The sequence below is a fragment of the Modestobacter roseus genome, assembly GCF_007994135.1.
In the GTDB taxonomy this organism is placed as follows: domain Bacteria; phylum Actinomycetota; class Actinomycetes; order Mycobacteriales; family Geodermatophilaceae; genus Modestobacter; species Modestobacter roseus.
Genome location: NZ_VLKF01000001.1, coordinates 2,246,215 through 2,267,155, shown reverse-complemented (window position 1 = coordinate 2,267,155; position 20,941 = coordinate 2,246,215). Strand labels below are relative to the sequence as shown.

Here is a 20,941-nt window from a genome sequence, read left to right as displayed (position 1 = left end):
CACGCTATGCACGTCGAGGGGTCGCTGTCCAGTGTTGGCGGGCCGCGTGTTCGCACTGCGAAGTTGGCGATTGCATCGTGAACTGTGACCTGGTTGACTCCGGCCGCCGGGTGCACCGCCGCACCCGCCGAGGAGGTGGGAGATGGACCTGGCGCTGCACGGCCGGGCTGCCCGGGACACCCACGCGGCGCCCGCGGCCGAGGCGGAGCGGGCGCCGATCCAGGCGATCGACCGGGCCGCGAACGTCCTGTCGCTGCTGGACCAGGACACCCGGAGGCTGACGGCAGGGGTGGTCGCCGCGCGGCTCGGGCTCAACCGGACCACCGCGCACCGGTACCTGCAGGCCCTGCAGCAGGCGGGCTTCCTCAACGCCACCGCCGGCCCCGGGCCGCTGCTCGACCAGCTCTCCGCACTGGTCTCGGTGCGCCAGCAGCTGATCACCCTGGCGCCGGCGGTGATGCGCCACCTGGCCGACACCAGCGGCCTGACCGCCGTGCTCAGCTTCCTCGGCCGCACCGGCGCCGTCGTGACGCTGGTCGAGGAGCCGCAGCAGACCACGATCCTGCTCACCGTCCGGGTCGGCACGGTGCTCGAGGTGAAGGCCGCCCAGACCCGGGTGCTGCTGGCCTTCCAGTCCGACCCGACGGCGGTCACCCGCGCGCACGCCACGCTCACCGAGGCGCAGGCCGCGGTCGAGCGCCAGGCCCTGCGCGACGTCCGGCGGCGTCGGCTGGCCTGGGCCGACCTCGACCGGGTCGGGCTCGCCTCGGTCGCCGTCCCGGTGCTGGCCACCTACGACGTGCAGGCGGCCATGGCCCTGATCGGCACCAGCACGATGCTCAACCCCGCCGGTACGGCGGAGCGGGTGCGCGCCCTCCAGGACGCCGCGACCTCGCTCGGCGGCATGGTCGCCGGCTGACCCTCGACGAAGGTGGAGTCCCCATGACAGACGTGCCCCGGACAGAGCTGCCGAGGACGGTGGTGCCCAGGACGGTGGTGCCCAGGACGGTGGTGCCCAGGACGGTGGTGCCCAGGACGGACGAGCCCAGGACGGACGAGCCCCGGCGCCGGGCGCCGCGACCGCACTGGCTGCTGCTCGTCCCCGCCCTCGCGCTGCTCGGCGTGGTCCTCCTGCTGCCGCTGGCGCAGAGCTTCCTGCGCAGCGTCGGCGCCCCGGACCTGACCGACGAGCACTACCGGTCGCTGTTCACCGACGGGGTGACGATGCGGGTGCTGCTGCGCACGGCGCAGACGGCGCTGCTGGTGACCGTGATCGCGTTCGCCCTGGGCTACCCGTACGCCTACGTGATGACCCGGGTCGGGCCGCGGGCGCGCGCGATCCTGCTGGTCGTCGTCCTGGTGCCGTTCTGGACCTCGGTGATGGCCCGCAACTACGCCTGGATCCTCATCCTGCAGCGCGGGGGCCCGGTGCACGAGTTCTTCGCGCTGTTCGGGATGGACGTGGTGCTGTACGGGTCGGTGACCGGCGTCGCGATCGCGATGAGCCAGGTGCTGCTGCCGTTCATGGTGCTGCCGCTGTTCAGTGCGCTCAGCGGCATCGACCGCCGGCTGCTGCTGGCCGCCCGCGGCCTCGGGTCCTCCCCGCTGATCGCGTTCTGGAAGATCTACTGGCCGCTGTCCCGGGCCGGTGTCACCGCGGGGCTGATCCTGGTCTTCACCCTCAGCCTCGGCTTCTACGTCACCCCGGCGCTGCTCGGCACCCCGCAGGAGTCGCTGATCGCCCAGCTGCTCGCCCAGCGGACCACCCAGCTGCTGGACTTCGCCGGCGCCGGGGCCCTGGGGATGCTCGTGCTCGTGGTCACCCTCGTGCTGGTGGCCTGGGCGAACCGCATCGGCGGCACCGTCTCGGCGATCGGCGTCGTCGCCACCTCGTCCAGCAAGGAGCAGCGATGACCAGCACCGCCGAGCTCGCCCCGGCCCGGCCCGGCACCGCCGAGCGGCGGCCCGCCCGCCCGCCGCGCCGCCGTCCCCGCGGCGTGGACGCCGTCCCGTGGTGGCTGCGGCTGGTGGTCGCGCTGGTGGCGCTGTACTTCGTGCTGCCGACGCTGTTCGTCATCCCGATGAGCTTCAGCGACTCGACGACGTTCAGCTTTCCGCCAGAGGGCTTCTCGCTCGAGCTCTACCGGAACTTCTTCACCGACCCGGTGTGGCTGACGTCGCTGCGCAACTCCTTCTTCGTGGCCGTCGTCGCCGCGGCGCTCGCCACGGCGGTCGGCACGGCCGCCGCGATCGGGCTGCACAGCCTGACCGGCCGGATGGCCAAGCTGGCCCGCACGGTGCTGATGATCTCCATCGTCACGCCCGGCATCGTCCTCGCCGTCGTCGTCTACATCTCCTTCCTCAAGTGGCACCTGGTCGGCACGTTCGCCGGGTACGCGCTGGCCCACGCCGCGATCGGTGTGCCGTTCGTGCTGGTGTCGGTGACCAGCGCGCTCAGCGGCCTGGACCCCAAGCTGCTGCGGGCGTCGGCGTCGCTGGGCGCCAGCCCGTTGCGCACGTTCGCCCGGGTGACGATGCCGCTGATCAGCCGCGGCATCGTCACCGGCGCCGTCTTCGCGTTCGTGACCTCCTTCGACGAGGTGGTCATCGCGCTGTTCCTGCGCTCCCCGACCTTCCAGACGCTGCCCGTGCAGATGTTCAACAGCGTCACCTTCGAGGTCGACCCCACCATCGCCGCGACGTCCAGCCTGGTGGTCACCGCGGTCACCGTCCTCTGCCTCGTCCCGCTGCTGCTGGGCAGTCGGGGCAAGAACCGACAGGAGCCCTGATGCCCGCCACCACCACCGCCGTGCCCCCGGTCGCCCCGACCCTGCCCCGGGCGGGGACCGAGATCCGGCTGACCGACGTCGTCAAGGACTACGGCCTGGCCGTCCCGGCCGTGGACGGGGTCTCGCTGACCATCGAGCCGGGGGAGTTCATGACCCTGCTCGGGCCGTCGGGCTCGGGGAAGACCACGACGCTGAACCTGATCGCCGGCTTCGAGACGCTGACCTCCGGGCACATCGCGTTCAACGGCGACGACGTCGGCAGCCTGCCGCCGCACAAGCGCAACCTAGGCATGCTGTTCCAGAACTACGCGCTGTTCCCGCACCTGACGGTGGCGCAGAACGTCGCCTACCCGCTGCGGGAACGCAAGGTGCCCAAGGCGGAGATCTCCCGCCGGGTCGCCGAGGTGCTGGAGCTGGTGCAGCTCCCCGGCCGCGACGACGACGTGCCCGCCCAGCTGTCCGGTGGGCAGCAGCAGCGGGTCGCGCTGGCGCGGGCGATCGTCTTCGGCCCCAAGGCGTTGCTGCTGGACGAGCCGCTGGGCGCGCTGGACCGGAACCTGCGCGGTGCGCTGCAGGCGGAGATCCAGCGGATCCACCGGGAGGTGGGGTCGACGTTCGTCTTCGTCACCCATGACCAGGAGGAGGCGATGAGCCTCTCGGACCGCATCGCGCTGTTCAACAGCGGGCGGATCGAGCAGGTCGGCACCCCGGAGACGCTGTACAAGGCGCCGGAGACCCTGTTCACCGCCTCGTTCCTCGGCGACTCGACGGTGTTCGAGCTGGCGCACGTGCCGGGCAGCAGCGTCGGCTGGTGCGGGCACACCTGGGCGGTCGACCCGCGCACCGTGTCCGACCGGGCGCGCGCGGCCGAGCACGCCGCCCTGGTGGTCCGGCCGGAGGACGTGCACATCGCCCCGGGGGGAGCCGCCGTGCCACCGGACGCCAACGGCGTGCCGGCCACGGTCGCCGAGGTCCACTACCTGGGCTCCTACCGCACCGTCGCGCTGTCCCACGCCGACGGCACGGTCGGCCGGGCCCGGCTGGACGCGTCGGAGACCCAACTGGCGGTCGGCCAGCCGGTGACGGCCTGGTGGCGGGTCGAGCGGCAGCGGATCGTCGCGCGCTGAGGTCGTCCGGGGCGCCGCGTGGGGAACTCCGCACGCGGCGCCCCGGCATGTCCGGTGCCGGGTGGGGCAGGCCTGTCACCTGCGCGTTCACGATGCGCACGCGGCTGTTCCGCTGCGGTCGGACTTTCTGGGACGACCTGCCCCGCATGCTTGCCGGGCAATGCGTACCGGGGCTAGCGTTCACATGGCGATGTGACTCATCGCATGCCGAACAACTCGGTCCGGGGCTCTCGACCCCGCAATCCCAGAGGGAAGTGACAACGGTGCCACGATCCACGCGCATGCTCGGGACTCTCGGAGTGATCGCCCTGGCGACCTCGCTGGCCGCCTGCGGGAGCGACGACGGGAGTGCGGCCGGCTCCGGCGGCGGCTCGGCCACCGGCGACGCCCAGTTGACCTTCGTCGGCTACGGCGGGGACGGCCAGGACGCGATGATCGCCGACTGGCAGGAGCCGTACACGGCGGAGCATCCCGAGGTCACCTTCGTCAACACCTCGCCGCCGGACGTCGCCCAGGTCAAGGCGCAGGTGGAGGCCGGGGCGGTGGCCTGGGACGTGGTGGCGGTCGCGCCGGCGGCCGCCCAGCAGAACTGCGGCACGTTGTTCGAGGAGATCGACTACAGCGGGGCTCCGGAGGCCGAACTGGTCGAGCAGGCGGTCGGGGACTGCTACGTCGGCGGCTTCATCAACTCCACGCCGCTGGCCTACCGCACCGAGGCCTTTCCCGATCCCAGCACGGCGCCCAAGACGGTGGAGGATTTCTTCGACACCGAGGAGTTCCCTGGTCAGCGAGGCATCCTGACCAACCTGCAGAACGGGATCCTGGAGTACCCGCTGCTGGCCGACGGCGTCGCGCCGGACGAGCTGTACCCGCTGGACGTGGACCGGGCGCTGGAGAAGCTGGACACGATCCGGGACGTGACGACCTTCGCCCCGAACGTGGGTGCCCTGCAGCAGGCGGTCGGATCCGGGCAGGTGGACATGTTCTTCCTGTCGGACTCGCGGTTGGTGCCGCTGCTGGACCAGGGCACCGACATCACCGTCGTCTGGGACACCACGGTCACCACGCTGAGCGCCTTCGCGGTCCCGAAGGACGCCCCGAACGCGGCGGCCGCGGCGGCCTTCGTCTCCTCCCTCACCGGCCCGGAGGCCTCGGCGGCCATCTCGGAGGACCTGGGCACCGCGCCGGTGAACACCACGGCGCAGCCGGAGCTGTCGGAGAACCAGCAGGTGGTCGAGGTGTACGGGCCGGTCAACACCGGGGAGACCGTGATGCAGGACGTCGACTGGTACGCGGAGAACTTCAACGACGTGACGGCGCAGCTCACCAACTGGCTGGCCGGCTGATCACGCCCTCCTGGCGAGGGGGAGAAGGTCTGGGAAGTGCTCCTGGTGAACTACTCTTCACGCATGGCGAACTCCGAGGATGCGACGTCCACCGCTGACATCCGGGCGGTGGCGCGCGTCGGCCAGATCTGCGCGCTCTTCGGGCCCGCGGTGGTGGAGCTGTCCGCGGCCGACATCGCCGAGGCCACCGGGCTCAACCGCACGACGGCCTACCGCTACTGCGCGTCGATGGCAGCGGCGGGCATCCTCCAGCGGGGAGAGCGGCGGGGCACCTTCGCCCTGGGTGCGCTGATGCTCGAGCTGGGCGTGCAGGCGCTGGGGCGCAAGCGCGTGGTGGAGATCGCCGGTCCGCACCTGCAGCGGCTGAGGACCGCCGTCCGGATGACGGCGGTCCTCAGCATCAAGGGCACCACCGGGCCGGTGGTGGCGCTGGCCGAGGAGGACACCAGCCGGGTGGTCGTGATGACCGTGCACCCGGGCACGAAGCTGGACCCGACGGCGGCGCAGTCGCAGCTGATGCTGGCCTACGGGGACGCCGCCGACATGGAGCTGGCGACCACGGGCATGCCAGCGGCCCAGCGCGCCCGGCTGGAGACCGACGTCTACTCGGCCCGGCGGCAGGGCTACAGCGTGGTGTGGAACGACAGCACGGTCGCCGTGGCCGCGCCGGTGTTCGACGACAAGGGGCTGGCCGCGACGGTGGCGCTGCTGGGTGCCGGGGAGCTTGACCTCGACGCGACCCTGGAGCAGCTGCTGGCCACGGCCGGTGCGCTGAGCGAGGAGCTGGGGCACCGGGGCGAAGGCGGCCCGCGTGCCGTCGGCTGACGAGGACGCGCTGTTCGACCTGGTGCGGCGCGAGCGGTTCGCGCGCGACCAGCGGCGGTTCGACGTCATGGCGGCGTGCTTCCACCCCGGCGCCTGGGTGCGCACCACCTGGTACGACGGCGTGGGCGGCCGGGCCTACGTCGAGGCGACCCGGTCGTTGCTGGGCGACGCCCCGGCCGGGCCGTACACCGGCAAGCACTGGGTGTTCCCCGCCTTCGCGCGGGTGCGCGGTGACCGGGCGACCGTGGAGAGCCCGGCGAAGATCTTCCTGCGCCAGGAGCTCGGCGGCATCGAGGTCGACCTGCACGCCTACTGCCGCTTCTTCTCCCGAGCGGTCCGCCAGGGCGGGGAGTGGCGGCTGCTGACCTTCCACGTCCTCTTCGAGTGGGACGAGCTGCGACCGATCACCGCCGGCCAGGTGCCCGCGTTGGACCCCGCGCTGCTCGCCCGGCTCCGGCCGTCCTACCGGCACCTCGGCTACGCGCAGGTCGACCGCGGCGTCGACCTGGACCTCGACCTGCTCGGCGACGACCGGTGGGACGAGCTGGTCGCCTTCCACCGGCGCGAGGACGACTGGCTGGCCGGCGCCGGGGCGATCGACGACCCGCGGTAGTCAGCGCTGCTGGACCAGCAGCGGCTGGGCGACCTGGCCGATCTCACCGCGCGCGTCGGACAGCGTGCCGAGGCACAACCCGATGCCGTCGGCGGCGATCGTCGAGCGGCAGGACAGGTGCACCCAGTCGCCGTCCGGCTCGCGGGTCAGGTGGGTGGTCATGCCCGGCGGGATGGAGAACCAGCTGCTGATCGGCAGCTCGGCGGAGATGCCGTTGGCGGCGTCGGCGGCGATCAGCGTGCGGTCCAGTCCGGTGAGCGGCCGGCCGGCCACGAGGGGGAGCCGGACCCGGGTCCAGACGTCGGCCGCGCCGGGCCGGTCCGGTGAGCCGGCGGTGTAGCGCCAGTCGAGGGCCTGCCCGTAGCCCCAGTCGGGGAGGTGCGGCAGGAACAGGTCGTTCGCCGTCGGGACGGCGGGCGGCGGGCTGAGCTCGGTGACCACCGGCGGCGTCGGCCCGGTCGCGATCGACCACACCCGGGCGACGGCCACGGTGCGCCCGTCGACGCTCATCGCGGCCTCGGTGAGGGCGATCCGCCGGCCGGGGCGGACGGCGGAGACCTCGACGGTCAGCTCGCGGCGGGGGATGGCGCCGAGGAAGTCGACGCTGACCCGGGCCGCGCGCAGCCCGTCGCCGGTCGCGCCGGCCGCGAGGTGCGCCAGCAGCGCCGACGGCGGCCCGCCGTGCTGGGCGTCGGCGTCCCAGGGGCTCTCGGTGGCCCGGGTGGGGGAGAACCGGTTGTCGCCCAGCGGCAGGTAGAAGGCCTCGACGTCCACGCCCGGCAGTGTCGCCCATCTCGTGCGTGCTCACCGCCGTCGGCCGTTGCTACCCGGTTGCTACCTGAGTAGCATGACCTTCGTGAAGCTGAGCGTGAGCCTGCCCGACGACGACGTGGCGCTGCTGGACGAGTACGCCCGTACCGCCGGCCTGAAGGGACGGTCCGCGGTCATCCAGCACGCGCTCCGGCTTCTCCGCCAGGCGGAACTCGAGCAGGACTACGCCGCGGCGTGGCGGGAGTGGGAGACCTCCGGAGATCAGTCGGCGTGGGATGCCGCCGCGGGGGACGGCGTGGTCGATGCGTCGCGGTGAGGTCCGGCTCGTCGACCTCGATCCGGTCCGCGGCAACGAGGCGAGCAAGCGTCGACCGGCTGTGCTGGTCAGCAACGACCGGGCCAACGCCACTGCCGCCCGCCTGGGACGCGGCGTCGTCACGATCGTGCCGGTGACCAGCAACGTCACCCGCGTCTTCCCGTTCCAGGCGCTGCTGCCGGCCGATCGCACGGGCCTGCCGGCCGACTCGAAGGCGCAGGCCGAGCAGGTCCGGTCGGTGGCGGTCGAGCGGATCGGTCCGGTGCTCGGTCAGGTGCCGCTGGACCTCATGGGTGAACTGGATGATGCGCTGCGCGTGCACCTGCAGCTCTAGCCGCCGGCGCGCCCGCTCAGGGTCGGCGCACCGCCGCCAGCCCGGCGAGCAGCAGCTGGGCACCGACCAGGCCGAGACCCAGCCACATCAGCGACGGCGACGTCCCGCCGTGGTGCGCGTGGACCGGCGAGCCGCCCATCAGCTGCGCGTGCAGCACGAGCATGGCGGCGTCCACTCCGGCGGTGAACCGCCAGACCGACCCGGTGGGTGAACGCCACAGGTGCCAGGCGCACGGCAGGCACGCCGCCGCCATGGCCACCATCACCAGCGACCCGAGCGAGCCGTCGACCAGCAGCAGGTGCACCGCGGCCGAGGCCGCCGCCAGGCCGGCGGCCACCCGGCCGAGGGCGACCGCCCTCGGCCGGGTGGGGACGACGGCGGTCGTCACGAGCAGTGCCCCGTCTCGGTCGCACAGTGCGACGAGCTGGACGTCGGCACCCCCAGCGCCGGGTTCTTGTCGAAGAAGCCGACCGGCTTGAGGGTGAACCCGGCGTAGTCGGTGGGCATGACCGGCCAGTCCTCCGGGCGCGGGAAGTGGGTGAGCCCGAAGGTGTGCCAGAGGACGACGTCGGCGTTCTCCACCGGGGCGTCGTCGGCGACGAACGCGGGCAGCCCGCCGTCGCCGGGGTGCTGGTTGACGAAGTCACCGGCCGGATAGCGCTCGGCCGGGTCGTAGGCGGTCACCCAGAGGCTCTTGGTCGAGAACGTCGCCCGCTTGTGCACCGACGACGACTCGTCGGCCAGCAGGGTGGGGCCGTTCTCCGGGTGCAGCGCGTACCCGACGGGCTGGCCCAGCCGGTTGGTCACCGACGGGTTCACGATGTGCCAGGTGCGCCCGACCGTCGCGTCCGTCGTCCGGGCCGCCGTCTTCTCCGTGGTGAGCGGGGTGAGCTTCCGGGTGAAGGCGTTGCCGTAGGGGTTGGTCGGCGACACCGGCAGCCGGACGGCGTCCACCTCGTGCACCGTGTTGGCGACGCCGTCGACGGCCATGTCCAGCCGCGCGGAGAACAGGTGCTGGTGGAACGGCGCGCCCAGGCCCGGTGCGATCTCGGTGGCGAACGGGTGCTCCTCGCCGCGGTAGGCGGAGGTGAACACGATCCCGGTGGCCTTGGACTCCAGCGCGATCGTGCCGTCGGTGTAGAGGTACCAGTAGAAGCCGTAGTCGTAGTTGCCGATCGTGGTGAAGAAGCTGATCACCAGCCGCCGGGAGCGCCGGGTCTCGACCATCCCGTTGAACATGTCGGTGTGCTTCCACCCGACGCCGTAGTCCTCCTCGTGCAGGCAGATGGCGTTGCGGATGGTGCGCGGGTTGCCGTCCTCGTCGGCGAGCACGCCGTCGAAGTAGTGGATCTCGCCCAGGCAGTCGCAGCCGAGCTCGAGGGAGTTGGTGTACCGGGCGAAGAGGTACTCGCCGGTGTCGAAGTAGTTCTGCCAGAACCGCACCGGTGAGGGGTCGGCGTAGGGCACGACCATCTCGCTGATCGACGCGCGGTGGATGACCGAGCGGCCGTCGATGGACAGCTGGTTGAGGGTGAGGCCCTCGCGGGCGTCGAAGCCCACCCGCACCTCCCAGCCGGCCCAGCGGACGACGTCGTCGGTGACGGTGAAGCTGCGCCCTTCCGGCTGGGTGATCTCGATCGGCTTGAGGTCCCGGACGACGTCGGGGGTGAGCTCGGCGCGCTCGGCCGGCACGGGCAGGTCGACGTGGTCCTGCACGTCGATGGCCACGCCGCGGGTGACGTCGACGAACGCGACGACGCCGTCCACCGGGTGCGCCCAGGGGAGGTCTGCTGCGTCGGCCTGGTGGAAGCCGAGCACCCGGACGACGCGGGAGCCGAACTCGTCGGGGAAGTAGGAGCCGGCCGACAGCGGCACCGACCGGACGTTGGCGACGTCCAGACCGCGCTTGGTCATCGCGGTGACCCAGCGCTCGTCGGCGGCGAGGATCGGCTCGATGGCCTCGAACTCGGCGTCCAGGATCGGCACCTGCCCGTCGACCAGGGCGTCGATCGGCGTGCTGCTCTCCACCTGGCCGGTGCTCAACGAGACGGTGAGGTCGGCGCCGGTGCCGGTGGCGCGGTCCAGCAGCAGCACCCGGGCCCGGCGCTCGATCGGGTCGCCGGGCTGCCAGGCGAGGACGACGTCCTTGTGCGGCTCGGCCAGGCCGACGTAGACGAACTTGGTGCGCTCACCGACCAGCCCGGCGTCGGCGACGATCCCGCGGATCGCGGTGAACTCCTCGGCGGACAGCCGGGAGAGCGGGTGGGTGGCGGTGCTGACCGGCGCGGTCATCGTCATGGGGGTGGTTCCTTCCGGTGGTGGCTGTCCCGGTTCCGGCGCCGGAACCCGGCGGGGTTTCGGCGCCGAAACCGGGGGAGGGGGTCAGGACGAGAGGTCGGTGTCGGTGAGGGCGGCGGCCTGCGGCCGGGTCCGGGCGATGACGGCGCCGACGGCGAGGGTGGCCAGCAGCAGGACGCCGGCGCCGACGCCCAGCGCCGTCGACTCGCCCATCAGCAGCGGCAGGTTCTGCACCAGGACGACGAGCACGGCGGCCAGCCCGAGGAACCCCAGGCCCGGCGCGATCAGCGTCTGCCAGGGGCGGGTGTCGACCCGGGTGCGGCGGAAGAAGACCAGCACCGCCGCGCAGGTGAGCAGCATCAGGGCCACGATGCCCACGGTGGCGATCCCGGACAGCCAGGTGAAGACCTCGAGCACCGGGTCGAGCCCGGCCAGCGCGCACACCACCATGAGTGCCGCGCTGATCACCGTCTGCGTCAGCGAGGCGGTGGCGGGGGAGGCGTGCGTGGCGTGCGCGCTGCCCAGCCGGGTGTGCAGCACGCCGGTGTTGCCGAGGTTGAAGTAGTACCGGGCCAGCACGTTGTGGAAGCTCAGCGCGCAGGCGAACAGGCTGGTGACCAGCAGCACGTTGAGCACGTCGGCGGCGACGGTGCCCAGGTAGACCTCCGTGGTCTCCACGACCATCGAGCCCGGGTCGGCGGCGGCGCGCTCGACCACCCCCCCGTCGCCCCAGGCGGTGATGATCGCCCAGCTGGAGACGGCGTAGAAGACGCCGATGATCGCCAGCGCCAGGTAGGTGGCGCGGGGGATGGTCCGCTCGGGCTCGCGGGCCTCGTCGCGGAAGACGGCGGTGGCCTCGAAGCCGATGAACCCGGCGATGGCGAACATCAGGCCGAGCGCGGGGGAGCCGCTGGTAACCGTGGACAGGCTGAGGACGCCGGTGGAGTACCCCTCCGGCCCGCCCTGCCCGACGACCGCGACGTCGAGGACGACGACGATCGCGACCTCGGCGATCAGCAGCAGCCCGAGCACCTTGCTGGACAGGTCGATGTGCCGGAAGCCGAGCACGCCGATGCCGGCGACGACGGCGAGCGTCCACACCCACCAGGGCGGGGAGGCGACGCCGTAGCGGCCGAGCAGGTCGGCGACGGCCTGGCCGATGTAGCCGAGCACCGCGCCCTGGATGGTGACGTAGGTGAGCAGCGCGAGCATCGCCCCGCCCAGGCCGAGCGGGCGGCCCAGGCCGCGGGAGATGTAGGAGTAGAAGGCGCCGGCCTGCGGCACGTGCGGGGTCATCGCGACGAAGCCGACGGCGAAGAACAGCAGGATGACCGCGCTGACCACGAAGGCCGCCGGGTAGCCGGCGCCGTTGCCGACGAGGACGCCGATCGGCACCGCGCCGGCGATGACGGTGAGCGGCGCCGCGGCGGCGACGACCATGAAGATGATCGCGCCGACGCCGAGCGAGCCGGTGAGGCGTGGCGGCGCGGTGGTCGGCGCGCCGGTGGCGGGCGGGTCGGAGATGGCCATCTGCGGTCTCCTGGGTCCGGCGGCGCCCCGGTGGCGTCGCGTTGCCCGCAGACCCTGGCCGCGGCCGGTTGCCGCCGCGTTCGGGGTCGTTGACGTTCTGCGACGTCCCGGGTGGGAGAGCCGGGCGGGGGTCTTCTCATTCGGCGACGCGGTCGCGGACCTCGGCGGTAACACCGGCGCAACGGGCGGCTGCCTACGCTCCGGCGTCCCGACCTGGAGGCGCCCGCGTGACCCGACTCGCCCGCATCTCGCCCGTGGCCGGGCTGCACCGGCGGCGGCTGTCGTTCCCGGAGGTGCTGGCCCAGTCGGTGTCGGCGCTGGCGCCGTCGGCGGCGATGGTGACGGTGCCGGCGATCGTGCTGGTGGACGCCGGCCGGGCCACCCTGCCGGTGCTGGTCGCCGCGACGGTGCTGGTGCTGCTGGTCGGCTGGTGCGTGTCGCTGTTCGCGCAGCGGCTGGCCGCGGTGGGTGGGCTGTACACCTACACCGCGCGGGGGCTGGGGCCGTTGGGCGCCGTCGTCGGCGGGTGGTCGCTGGTGATCGGCTACGCGGCGGTCGCGATGTCGGCGCTGGTGGGGTGCGCGCTGTACCTGGCCGCGCTGCTGGGGCTGCCGTCGTCGGCCGTGGCGCTGCTGGTGCTGCTGGTGGGTGGGCTGGCCGGGTGGTGCACGGTGCGCGGGATCCAGCTGTCGGCGCGGGTGGCGCTGGCGCTGGAGGTGGTGTCGATCGGCGTCGTCCTGGTGGTGCTGGCCGTGCTGCTGCTGCGGCTGGACGGCGGCCCCGGGACGGCGGCGCCGCTGGTGGACGGCGAGGTGCGCTGGGGCGGGATCGCGATCGGCGTGGTGCTCGGGGTGACCGCGTTCATGGGGTTCGAGAGCGCCGGGGTGCTGGGGGTGGAGGCGCAGCGGCCGCTGCTGGCGGTGCCGCGGGCGGTGCTGGGGACGCCGGCGGTGGCGGGGGTGCTGTTCCTGGCCGGGGCGGTGGCGCAGGTGGTGCTGCTGCGCCGGGCGCCGCTGGAGGTGCTGACCGGGCCGGTGCCGGTGTCGTCGCTGGCGGCGGACATCGGCTGGCTGGTGCGGCTGCTGGACGCGGGGATCGCGGCGTCGTTCTTCGCCTGCGTGACCGGGTCGGTGAACGCGCTGGCCCGGGTGCTGTTCTCGATGGGCCGGGAGGGGGTGCTGCCGGCGGCGCTCGGGCGGGTGCACGCGCGACGCGGCACCCCGGTGCGGGCGTTGCTGCTGGCGTTGCCGCTGGTGGTGGCGGTGCCGTTCGTCGCGCTGGTGGCGGGTGCGGGTGGGCGGTCGGTGCTGACCGGCACGATCACCGTGTCGGCGTTCGGCTACGTGCTGGCCTACGTGCTGGTGTGCGTGGCGGCGCCGGCGTTCCTGCGGCGGATCGGTGAGCTGACCCCGGCGCCGGTGGTGGTCGGGCTGGGCGCAGCGGGGCTGTGGCTGCTCGTGCTGGTGGTGGCGCTGGGCGGGGAGTCGTGGCAGGGCGGCCGGGCGATGACGGTGGTCTACCTCGGCGCGCTGCTGCCCGGGGTGGCGTGGGCGCTGTGGCTGCGGTTCCGGCGGCCGCAGCGGCTCTCGTCCGTCGGTGTGTACGACGAGCCGACGCTGGCCAGCGTGCTGCCCGGGTCGCTGGCGGCCTGATGGCCGAGGGGTTGAGCGGCCGCCAGCCGAAGGCGGTGCAGAGCGCGCTGGCGGTGCTGGAGTGCGTGGCGCGGCTGGGGGCGGGGGTGACGGCGAAGGAGGTGGCGTCGGCGCTGGAGCTGCCGCCGGCCACGGCCTACCGGCTGCTGAACCTGCTGGTGGGGGAGGAGTACCTGGTGCGGCTGCCGGACCTGCGCGGGTTCGCGCTGGGCCGGAAGGTGGCCGGGCTGGCGGGGGCGATCGCGCCGGTGCGGGTGCCGTCGGCGGCGCGGGAGGTGCTGGCCGAGCTGCGCCGGGAGGTGCGGGCCGGGGTGCACCTGGTGCTGTACACCGCGACGACGCTGCGGGTGGCCGACGTCGACCCGGACCTGCCGCTGCACGACCCGGCGCTGGTCGAGCGGCACCTGCACGCGACGGCGGCGGGGCGGCTGCTGCTGGCCGAGCAGCCGGAGTGGCGGGACCTGCTGCCGCCGTCGCGGCTGACCCGGTTCACCGCGGCGACGGTGACCCGGCCGGACCAGCTGGACGCCTGCCTGGCCGAGGTGCGGGCCGCGGACTGGGCTTCGCAGACGGGAGAGCTGCACGACGGGGTGGGCTGCGCGGTGGCGCCGGTGCGGTCGGCGGGGGAGCTCGTGGCCGGGGTGGTGGTGAGCGCCCGGGCGGGCGTGCGGGAGCTGCCGGCCGGCGTCCGCGAGTGCGCGCCCACGCTGGCCGGGCTACTGGCGTGATCCGGCTGGGGCTGTCAGCGGCCGGCGTGCACGGCGGCGACGATCTCGTCGAGGTCGATGCCGGTGTCCGGGAGGCGCGCCAGCAGTGCTGGGTTGCCCGCCCGCCGGCCGGCGTGGGTGAGTTCGCGGATCGCCACCGCGCTCACCGAGGTGTGCTCGCGCGTGGCCAGCCGGGTGAGCCGGTCGACCACCTCGGCGGGGACGTTGCGCAGGTGCAGGTCGGGCATGCGGAGATGATCCGCAGCCGGGCACCATTCCGCATCTGTGTTATCGGGAAGCAGCCACGCGGACGCGCGAGGCAGCGAGGGCTGCGCCGCTCTGACCCGGGTCGCCTCAGGCCATCTCGGGCACGCGCAGGTGGGCCAGCACCAGGTCGAACTCGGCGGTCTCGGTGATGACCATCCCGACCGACCGGCTGAAGCTCTCGCGCAGCGCGATGGCCGGCCCGCTGGCCTGGTGCATGGCGTCGCGGCTGTCGTAGGTGACCGCGGTGACGCTGTGCTGCTCGTCGGCGTCCAGGAGCACGCTGACGCTGCAGAAGCCGGGCAGGTCCTCCAGCTGCGACAGCAGGCTCAACCGGAAGGCGTCGATGGTCGCCTCGGCGGTGCCGGGGGGCTGGTCTGCCCAGATGACCCGGGTGGCGGCACTGCCGCCGGTGGGCCGCATCCGGTGCAGCACGGCGATCCGCCACTCGCCGACCTCGACGGCGTCGGCGCGCATCACCTCGGTGGCCTGCCGGCGGACGTCGTCCACCGCGCCAGCGCTGGCGTGCATCGCCGACTCGTCGGCCCACGCGCTGGTCACGATGCACCGGCCCAGTTCCCGGTCGGCGAGCATCGACATCCCGACGCACCCGCTCATGCCCCGCAGCGTCGGCCAGGTGGAGTCGTGGACGTGCGCGATGCCCGCGTCCACCGCGGCGGGCTCTCCGCGGATGATGGTGGTCCTGGCGAACATGGCCGTGGCACCTCCCCGCGGCGGGCACCGGCGGCACCGCCGCAACCTGGAGTCTCCTCGCGTGCGCCGTCGATCGCCGGTGCGTGCGCGGTCGAGCGGCGTGCGCCTACGGCGTTTCTGACCGTGCGTGCACGGGCCGGGCGGTTCCGTGGAGGCGCAGACTGCGGCGGCGGGCGCTAGCGTCCGCACGGTGACGGAGACGACCTCTGCGGACGACGCCGCGGCGCGCATCGCCGCCGGCTACGCGACCGCCGGCCCGGCGCTGGTGCTCGGCTCGGTGGTGCACGACGGCCGGCCGCACCCCGACGCCCAGGTGCAGCTGCCCCTGGCGATGCTCAACCGGCACGGCCTCATCGCCGGCGCCACCGGCACGGGCAAGACGAAGACGCTGCAGCTGATGGCCGAGCAGCTCTCGGCGGCGGGCGTGCCGGTGGTGGTCGCCGACATCAAGGGCGACCTGAGCGGTCTGGCGGCGCCGGGGGCCGGCGGCGACCGGGTCGTGACGCGCGCCGCGGACACCGCCGACACCTGGACGCCGACCGGCTACCCGGTCGAGTACCTGTCGCTGGGCGGCATCGGGCCGGGCGTGCCGGTGCGGGCCACGATGACCCAGTTCGGGCCGGTGCTGCTGTCGAAGGTGCTCGACCTCAACGCCACGCAGGAGAGCTCGCTCGGGCTGGTGTTCCACTACGCCGACCAGGCCGGGCTGCCGCTGCTGGACCTCAAGGACCTGCGGTCGGTGATCAGCTGGCTGGTCAGCGACGAGGGCAAGGCCGACCTCAAGGGGCTGGGCGGGCTGTCGTCGAGCACGGCGGGTGTCCTGCTGCGCGAGCTGATCGGGCTGGAGCAGCTGGGCGGCGACGTCTTCTTCGGCGAGCCGGAGTGGGAGCCGGCGGACCTGCTGCGGACGGCCGCCGACGGGCGCGGGGTGATCAGCGCGGTGGAGCTGCCGGCGGTGCAGGACCGGCCGGCGCTGTTCTCCACGTTCCTCATGTGGCTGCTGGCCGAGCTGTTCGAGGAGCTGCCCGAGGTCGGCGACGTCGAGCAGCCGAAGCTGGTGTTCTTCCTCGACGAGGCGCACCTGCTGTTCACCGGGGCGAGCAAGGCGTTCCTCGAGTCGGTGACGCAGACGGTGCGGCTGATCCGGAGCAAGGGCGTCGGGGTGTTCTTCGTGACGCAGAACCCGACCGACGTGCCGTCGTCGGTGCTGGGTCAGCTGGGCAACCGGGTGCAGCACGCGCTGCGCACGTTCACCCCAGAGGACGCCACCGCGCTGCGCAAGACGGTGAAGACCTTCCCGACGTCGACCGACTACGACGTCGCCGAGATGCTCACCTCGCTGGGCACCGGCGAGGCGGCCGGTGACGGTGCTGTCCGACCGTGGGACGCCGACGCCGCTGGCGTGGACGATGCTGCGGGCGCCGCGGTCGCTGATGGGTCCGGTCCCCGAGGGCGACCTGCAGCAGTCCGTCGCGGGGTCGCCGCTGACGGCGAAGTACGGGCAGCCGGTGGACCGGGAGTCGGCGTACGAGCGGCTGGCCGCTCGGCTCGCCCCGCCATCGGTCGCTGCCGATGCGCCCGTCGAGAGGAGGCCGGCACCGCGTCGTCGTCCGCCGGAGCGAGAGCCCGAACCGTCCGGTGGCGTGGTCGCCGACGTGCTCGGCTCGGCGGCGTTCCGGTCGTTCACGCGGTCGGCGGCGTCCGCGCTGGGCCGGGAGATCACCCGCGGCCTGTTCGGCACCCGCAGGCGCCGCCGGTAGCTGAGCGGGGTGACTGCGGTCGGGGTGCACCGCGCTGATTGCTACCGGAGTGCCACCGAAGGAGCATGCCGGTGTGAAGCTGAGCGTCAGTCTGTCCGATGCGGACGTCGCGCTGTTGGACGAGTACGCCCGCACGTCGGGGTTGAAGGGACGTTCCGCGGTCATCCAGCACGCACTCCGGCTGTTGCGGGAGGCGGAGCTCGAGCAGGACTACGCCGCAGCGTGGGGTGAGTGGGAGACGGACGACGCAACCGTGTGGGACACGACGGTGGCGGATGGCCCGGCCGATGCGTCGCGGTGAGGTCCGGCTCATCGACCTCGATCCGGTCCGGGGAACCCGCCGGCCGCACCGGTCTCGCCGCTGACTCGAAGGCGCAGGCAGAGCAGATCCGGTCGGTTGCCCTGAAGCGCATCGGACCGGTGCTCGGCCGCGTGCCGGCCGACCTCATGCAGGAGCTCGACGAGGCATTGCGACTGCATCTCCAGCTGTGACCACCGCGCCCGCGGCTCGTTGTCCCGAGCCCGGGGCTGGAAGCGCTGCTGATCCCGGCGCCGCCTCTCTTCGCCGAAGTGGCCACTGTGGCGGGGGGAGGCGGCGGGAACGGACCAGCGGCGGACGACGGCGGTGCCGATCGTCTTGGTCGGGAAGCTCACCGTCTGCCCGACCGTGGAGATCCCGGCGTTGGCGGCGCCGGCGACCACCAGGATCTCCGGGTCAGCCATCGGCGTCCACGGCAGCGGTCCACGCTGCCCGGACCGTGTCCCGGGCGTCCACCGGGCCGACCTGGACGCGACCCTGATGGCCGAGTGCAGTCAGCCACTCGGCCTCGCTGGGGGCATGGTCGAACATCCAGGGCTGCACGTGGCCGGCCGTGGGGCCGTGCTCACAGAACAGTCGAGCGGCCTCGCGGTCGATGAGGCCGGCCGCAGCCAGGCCCCACAGGTCGTAGAGGTCGCGCGCCGCCGATCGGTCGTGCCAGGCGGCTGCTTTCCAGCCCGCGAAAGCGGCAGCGGTCGGTGTGACCATCGATGCGGGCGGGGCGTCGCTGAACCGCTGCTCCAACGGACGCAGTTCGACCGGCCAGCGCGGGTACCCCGTGGCCGAGAGCAGCTGCACTCGGATGGAGATGGTGTCGGTCACGACCAGCACGCTCGAGGCGGGGCCTCGGGTCGCGGCGAGGGGAGGCAGCCAGCTGACGGTGCCGTGGGACCGCTGGAGGCCCGTCGAGACAGCAGCCTCGATGGCAGGTCCGATCACCCCGCGTGGCGCGCTGGCGATGAGGTCGATGTCCTCGCTGAGTCGCAGGGTGGGCAGGAAGGTCCGGGACAGCGCGGTGCCGCCGAAGAAGACCAGGTCATCGTGCAGGCCGGCCGCGGACAGGGCCCCCAGGACGTGACTGATGGCGTGGTCTCGCAGCACCTGCTCGTCCGCGACGCCGAACTGCTCCCGGACTGCGGCCGCCTCTGCGGCATCCAGGCCTCGCGATCGACGCGGCGTCACGGGTGTTCCGCGCGCAGACGCGCCAGGGTCGTGCCCATCCGTTGCTCGCGCGCGATCTCGTCCAGGCGGTCCGGCGCACAGCGGGGGAGCAGCGTCCGGACGGCGTCCCGGACCTCTCCCGGCATGCCGGCCAGAGCGGGACGCTTCGTCAGGTCGAGCACGGTCTGCTCGGGTGTCGTCACCAGTGCAGGTCCCAGGTCCGTGCGGACGAGCACCGCATCGAGCGCCTCGACGTCCCGGGTGACGAACGTGATCACCCCCGTGGGGCGGTCCAGCACCTGAAGGGCGCGGTGCTGCGCGGGGACGGCGACCACGGCCTGGGTGATGGCGCGCGGGAGGGCGCCGTGCAGGCGAGCCGCCGTCACGTGCATGAGCACCGGGACCCGGTCGCCGTACAACGCGGTGGCAGCGCCCGCGGCGGCAGCTTCGAGCGTGGGCAGCCACGCGGGGTCCCGGTCGTCGGGGAGGGCGTAGTACAGGCCGGCCGCCACCTTGCGGACGCGGCCCTGTCGGGTCAGCCGCGTCAGCTGGACGTTGGGCTGGGTGTACACCGCGGCGAGGTCGCGCGGCCGTACCGTCCGGAGCGGAGCGCGGGTCATGACGTCGAGTGCTCCGGCCACGGCTGCCTCCCTTGTCACTGTGCAGGAACTTATCTCTCGGATAAGTATTCGGCTAGTGATGAAGGTTCCTGGAGGCCGTTCCGCGGCGCAGGACGAAACGGGGGACCGGATCAGCGGCGGACGACGGCGGTGCCGATCGTCTTGGTCGGGAAGCCCAGCGTCTGCACGACCGTGGAGATCCCGGCGTTGGCGGCGCCGGCGACCACCACGATGACGTCGTCTGGCGTGCGCAGCGACGTCACGAGGTCGTCGTCCGGGATCTGCTCGATGTCCGACGCCTGCTTCTCGTCGAACGCCGCCGCGGTCGGGTGGTTGGAGAAGACGGCGGTCGACTCGCCCCGGCCGGCCGCGCGCAGGGCACCCGCCGTCCGGCCACTGTGCTCGGCCAGGTACTCGCGGACGTCCTGCTTGCTCATCCCGTGCGAAGCCAGCAGCTGCGCGTGCTCAGGGCCGATGACCACGCCGACCCGGCGGAACCGGCGGGTCATCGACCCGATCCGCCCGCAGGTGTCGGCGATGTCGTTGAGCACGGCCTTCGGGTCGCCGGTGTTGCGGTTGTCGACGTGCTCGGTGCTGCGGGTGTGCAGCGCCGACACGGTGCTGGCGCCGGCGTCGTGGCCGAGGGTGACCGACAGCGGCTCCCAGGGGCTCTCCTCCTCGTTCTCCGCGATGCAGAGGGAGAACTTGCCCGGGAAGCCCTGGGTGGCCTGGTCGAGCTCGTGCGGGCGGATGCCGTAGGCGTTCATGATGATCAACCGCATCGCCCGGCCGACGGTGGCGTTGGCGCGGAAGCCGGGGCCGAACACGTTGCCCTGGGAGTTGAAGCCGAGCTCGGTGCGGACAGGGCCGTTGACGACGAGCAGCGGGCCGCCGCCGGTGGTGCTCTGCCAGCCGCCCAGGGCCGGCCAGCCCTCGTCGACCGCGGCTTCGAGCGCGGCGAGGACGACGGGGAAGTGCTCGGGGAGGCAGCCGGCCATGGCGGCGTTGATCGCCGCGGCCTGGACGGTGCAGCCGCGCTTGACCTGCGTCATCGTCCAGATGACCTCGGACGGCGAGCGGTCGGTGTGCTCGAGGAAGCGGTGCACCAGGCTCGGGATGGGCGGGACGACGGGGAGGCCGTCGGTCCAGCCGTTGGCGTGGCACTCCTCGATTGCGGCGATGAGGTCCTCGGGGGTGAGGCCGGTCTGCTGCTCGGTCACGAGACCTCCCCGCGCAGGATCGCCATGACCTGCGGTGCCGCCAGCCGGGCGTGCTCGGCGATGCCGTCGGCGTCCAGGCTGCTCACCGGGTGGGGGACGACGGCGAACGTGTAGCCGGGTGCGCCCTGGATGCGCGCCATGGCGTCGGCGCTCGCCTTGAGTGCGTCGGTGCAGATCGCTGCCGACGGGATTCCGCGCTTCTCCATCAGGATGACGTCGGCCACACTGGCCGCGCTGCAGCTGCCCTAATCGCCGACCGCTTCGATGACGAGGTCGCACTCCGCGGCGATGGCGTCGAGCGTCTCGTCGGGCGCGGGCCAGGTGGCGGGGACGGTCTTCCAGATCACCTCGGACGGCGCTAGCTCCGGCTCGACGAGCGCGAAGACCGCCTCCAGCAGCTCGCGGGCGTTGTGCTTGCCGTTGTCCATCAGCACCAGGCGCTTACCCCGCAGGTCGGCCGGCCGCTCGGCGAGCAGCACCGCCGTGCCGTCGTCCTTGGCCTGCTCGGTCGGGTCCATCAGGTCGAAGCCCACAGCCATGTCCGCTCCCTCGCCTCGGTGCCGGTGGCGGGGACG

Annotated in this window: 23 protein-coding genes and 2 pseudogenes; 15 read left to right on the top strand and 10 right to left on the bottom strand. The window is 73.1% G+C overall.

The window, feature by feature from the left end:
- Positions 1-142 precede the first annotated feature (142 nt).
- From JD78_RS10765 to JD78_RS10735, 7 genes are all read left to right on the top strand, one after another.
- On the top strand, positions 143-919 hold the full coding sequence (locus JD78_RS10765) for an IclR family transcriptional regulator (RefSeq protein WP_153361642.1): 777 nt from the start codon (positions 143-145) through the stop codon (positions 917-919).
- 23 nt (positions 920-942) lie between these two features.
- The gene (locus JD78_RS10760) at positions 943-1,914 is read left to right on the top strand and encodes an ABC transporter permease (protein WP_153361643.1); all 972 of its coding nucleotides are present in this window, start codon (positions 943-945) and stop codon (positions 1,912-1,914) included.
- Entirely contained in the window at positions 1,911-2,789 is an 879-nt protein-coding gene (locus JD78_RS10755) for an ABC transporter permease (RefSeq protein ID WP_153361644.1), read from the top strand. The genes JD78_RS10760 and JD78_RS10755 overlap by 4 nt, the downstream gene beginning before the upstream one ends.
- Positions 2,789-3,916: an ABC transporter ATP-binding protein gene (locus tag JD78_RS10750; RefSeq protein WP_153361645.1), complete on the top strand. Its 1,128-nt coding sequence runs from the start codon at positions 2,789-2,791 to the stop codon at positions 3,914-3,916. Before JD78_RS10755 ends, JD78_RS10750 begins: the two co-directional genes overlap by 1 nt.
- Before the next feature lie 281 nt (positions 3,917-4,197).
- Entirely contained in the window at positions 4,198-5,262 is a 1,065-nt protein-coding gene (locus JD78_RS10745) for an extracellular solute-binding protein (RefSeq protein WP_153361646.1), read from the top strand.
- A gap of 63 nt (positions 5,263-5,325) precedes the next feature.
- Positions 5,326-6,087, top strand: a complete 762-nt coding sequence (locus JD78_RS10740; RefSeq protein ID WP_153361647.1) for an IclR family transcriptional regulator — start codon at positions 5,326-5,328, stop codon at positions 6,085-6,087.
- On the top strand, positions 6,074-6,700 hold the full coding sequence (locus JD78_RS10735; protein WP_153361648.1) for a nuclear transport factor 2 family protein: 627 nt from the start codon (positions 6,074-6,076) through the stop codon (positions 6,698-6,700). Before JD78_RS10740 ends, JD78_RS10735 begins: the two co-directional genes overlap by 14 nt.
- Here JD78_RS10735 and JD78_RS10730 read toward each other — a convergent pair whose 3' ends face one another.
- Entirely contained in the window at positions 6,701-7,474 is a 774-nt protein-coding gene (locus tag JD78_RS10730) for a thioesterase family protein (RefSeq protein ID WP_153361649.1), read from the bottom strand. It lies immediately after the preceding gene.
- An 82-nt stretch (positions 7,475-7,556) separates the two neighbouring features.
- Between JD78_RS10730 and JD78_RS10725 the strand changes: the two genes are divergently transcribed.
- The gene (locus tag JD78_RS10725) at positions 7,557-7,787 is read left to right on the top strand and encodes a ribbon-helix-helix domain-containing protein (protein ID WP_153361650.1); all 231 of its coding nucleotides are present in this window, start codon (positions 7,557-7,559) and stop codon (positions 7,785-7,787) included.
- On the top strand, positions 7,774-8,121 hold the full coding sequence (locus JD78_RS10720) for a type II toxin-antitoxin system PemK/MazF family toxin (protein ID WP_153361651.1): 348 nt from the start codon (positions 7,774-7,776) through the stop codon (positions 8,119-8,121). Before JD78_RS10725 ends, JD78_RS10720 begins: the two co-directional genes overlap by 14 nt.
- A gap of 16 nt (positions 8,122-8,137) precedes the next feature.
- Here the strand turns inward: JD78_RS10720 and JD78_RS10715 are convergent, their stop codons facing one another.
- The 3 genes from JD78_RS10715 to JD78_RS10705 form a co-directional block, all read right to left on the bottom strand.
- Complete coding sequence (locus JD78_RS10715; protein ID WP_153361652.1) at positions 8,138-8,509, bottom strand: hypothetical protein; 372 nt, start codon at positions 8,507-8,509, stop codon at positions 8,138-8,140.
- Entirely contained in the window at positions 8,506-10,419 is a 1,914-nt protein-coding gene (locus JD78_RS10710; protein WP_153361653.1) for a primary-amine oxidase, read from the bottom strand. The genes JD78_RS10715 and JD78_RS10710 overlap by 4 nt, the downstream gene beginning before the upstream one ends.
- A gap of 84 nt (positions 10,420-10,503) precedes the next feature.
- A complete protein-coding gene (locus tag JD78_RS10705) occupies positions 10,504-11,949 on the bottom strand; it encodes an APC family permease (protein ID WP_153361654.1) in 1,446 nt (481 codons plus the stop codon).
- Between the two features lie 227 nt (positions 11,950-12,176).
- On the opposite strand from JD78_RS10705, the gene JD78_RS10700 reads away from it, so the two are divergent.
- Positions 12,177-13,601 carry an APC family permease gene (locus JD78_RS10700; protein WP_208104073.1) on the top strand — a complete coding sequence of 475 codons (1,425 nt, stop codon included), beginning with the start codon at positions 12,177-12,179 and terminating at the stop codon, positions 13,599-13,601.
- Complete coding sequence (locus JD78_RS10695) at positions 13,601-14,329, top strand: IclR family transcriptional regulator (RefSeq protein ID WP_153361655.1); 729 nt, start codon at positions 13,601-13,603, stop codon at positions 14,327-14,329. Before JD78_RS10700 ends, JD78_RS10695 begins: the two co-directional genes overlap by 1 nt.
- 14 nt (positions 14,330-14,343) lie before the next feature.
- Here JD78_RS10695 and JD78_RS10690 read toward each other — a convergent pair whose 3' ends face one another.
- Positions 14,344-14,556, bottom strand: a complete 213-nt coding sequence (locus tag JD78_RS10690) for an antitoxin (RefSeq protein WP_153361656.1) — start codon at positions 14,554-14,556, stop codon at positions 14,344-14,346.
- Between the two features lie 106 nt (positions 14,557-14,662).
- Positions 14,663-15,286 carry a hypothetical protein gene (locus JD78_RS10685; protein ID WP_153361657.1) on the bottom strand — a complete coding sequence of 208 codons (624 nt, stop codon included), beginning with the start codon at positions 15,284-15,286 and terminating at the stop codon, positions 14,663-14,665.
- A 331-nt stretch (positions 15,287-15,617) separates the two neighbouring features.
- On the opposite strand from JD78_RS10685, the pseudogene JD78_RS10680 reads away from it, so the two are divergent.
- From JD78_RS10680 to JD78_RS22890, 4 genes and pseudogenes are all read left to right on the top strand, one after another.
- Positions 15,618-16,583 (top strand): annotated as a pseudogene (locus tag JD78_RS10680) (helicase HerA-like domain-containing protein); the annotation flags it as partial.
- A gap of 112 nt (positions 16,584-16,695) precedes the next feature.
- Positions 16,696-17,046: a helicase HerA-like domain-containing protein gene (locus JD78_RS22595; protein WP_267128572.1), complete on the top strand. Its 351-nt coding sequence runs from the start codon at positions 16,696-16,698 to the stop codon at positions 17,044-17,046.
- Positions 17,047-17,119: 73 nt separating this feature from the next.
- Positions 17,120-17,347 (top strand): ribbon-helix-helix domain-containing protein, encoded by a 228-nt coding sequence (locus JD78_RS10675; RefSeq protein ID WP_153361658.1) that lies wholly within the window; start codon positions 17,120-17,122, stop codon positions 17,345-17,347.
- On the top strand, positions 17,278-17,538 hold the full coding sequence (locus JD78_RS22890) for a type II toxin-antitoxin system PemK/MazF family toxin (RefSeq protein WP_153361659.1): 261 nt from the start codon (positions 17,278-17,280) through the stop codon (positions 17,536-17,538). Before JD78_RS10675 ends, JD78_RS22890 begins: the two co-directional genes overlap by 70 nt.
- 223 nt (positions 17,539-17,761) lie before the next feature.
- Here the strand turns inward: JD78_RS22890 and JD78_RS10665 are convergent, their stop codons facing one another.
- The 4 genes and pseudogenes from JD78_RS10665 to JD78_RS22885 form a co-directional block, all read right to left on the bottom strand.
- Positions 17,762-18,547 (bottom strand): nucleotidyl transferase AbiEii/AbiGii toxin family protein, encoded by a 786-nt coding sequence (locus tag JD78_RS10665; protein ID WP_153361660.1) that lies wholly within the window; start codon positions 18,545-18,547, stop codon positions 17,762-17,764.
- Positions 18,544-19,167: a type IV toxin-antitoxin system AbiEi family antitoxin domain-containing protein gene (locus JD78_RS10660; RefSeq protein WP_208104072.1), complete on the bottom strand. Its 624-nt coding sequence runs from the start codon at positions 19,165-19,167 to the stop codon at positions 18,544-18,546. The genes JD78_RS10665 and JD78_RS10660 overlap by 4 nt, the downstream gene beginning before the upstream one ends.
- A 110-nt stretch (positions 19,168-19,277) precedes the next feature.
- Entirely contained in the window at positions 19,278-20,366 is a 1,089-nt protein-coding gene (locus JD78_RS10655; protein ID WP_166521130.1) for a hypothetical protein, read from the bottom strand.
- Positions 20,363-20,884: pseudogene (locus tag JD78_RS22885) on the bottom strand (UGSC family (seleno)protein). The gene JD78_RS10655 and the pseudogene JD78_RS22885 overlap by 4 nt, the downstream one beginning before the upstream one ends.
- Between the last annotated feature and the right edge of the window lie 57 nt (positions 20,885-20,941).

What these genes read in the sequence shown, in the direction of transcription:
- JD78_RS10740 (WP_153361647.1), top strand. Translation starts at nt 5,326, where the DNA reads ATGGCGAACTCCGAGGATGCGACGTCCACCGCTGACATCCGGGCGGTG.
- JD78_RS10720 (WP_153361651.1), top strand. Translation starts at nt 7,774, where the DNA reads ATGCGTCGCGGTGAGGTCCGGCTCGTCGACCTCGATCCGGTCCGCGGC.
- JD78_RS22595 (WP_267128572.1), top strand. Translation starts at nt 16,696, where the DNA reads ATGCTGCGGGCGCCGCGGTCGCTGATGGGTCCGGTCCCCGAGGGCGAC.
- JD78_RS10695 (WP_153361655.1), top strand. Translation starts at nt 13,601, where the DNA reads ATGGCCGAGGGGTTGAGCGGCCGCCAGCCGAAGGCGGTGCAGAGCGCG.
- JD78_RS10745 (WP_153361646.1), top strand. Translation starts at nt 4,198, where the DNA reads ATGCTCGGGACTCTCGGAGTGATCGCCCTGGCGACCTCGCTGGCCGCC.
- JD78_RS10755 (WP_153361644.1), top strand. Translation starts at nt 1,911, where the DNA reads ATGACCAGCACCGCCGAGCTCGCCCCGGCCCGGCCCGGCACCGCCGAG.
- JD78_RS10710 (WP_153361653.1), bottom strand. Translation starts at nt 10,419, where the DNA reads ATGACGATGACCGCGCCGGTCAGCACCGCCACCCACCCGCTCTCCCGG.
- JD78_RS10705 (WP_153361654.1), bottom strand. Translation starts at nt 11,949, where the DNA reads ATGGCCATCTCCGACCCGCCCGCCACCGGCGCGCCGACCACCGCGCCG.
- JD78_RS10765 (WP_153361642.1), top strand. Translation starts at nt 143, where the DNA reads ATGGACCTGGCGCTGCACGGCCGGGCTGCCCGGGACACCCACGCGGCG.
- JD78_RS10685 (WP_153361657.1), bottom strand. Translation starts at nt 15,286, where the DNA reads ATGTTCGCCAGGACCACCATCATCCGCGGAGAGCCCGCCGCGGTGGAC.
- JD78_RS10760 (WP_153361643.1), top strand. Translation starts at nt 943, where the DNA reads ATGACAGACGTGCCCCGGACAGAGCTGCCGAGGACGGTGGTGCCCAGG.
- JD78_RS10750 (WP_153361645.1), top strand. Translation starts at nt 2,789, where the DNA reads ATGCCCGCCACCACCACCGCCGTGCCCCCGGTCGCCCCGACCCTGCCC.
- JD78_RS10690 (WP_153361656.1), bottom strand. Translation starts at nt 14,556, where the DNA reads ATGCCCGACCTGCACCTGCGCAACGTCCCCGCCGAGGTGGTCGACCGG.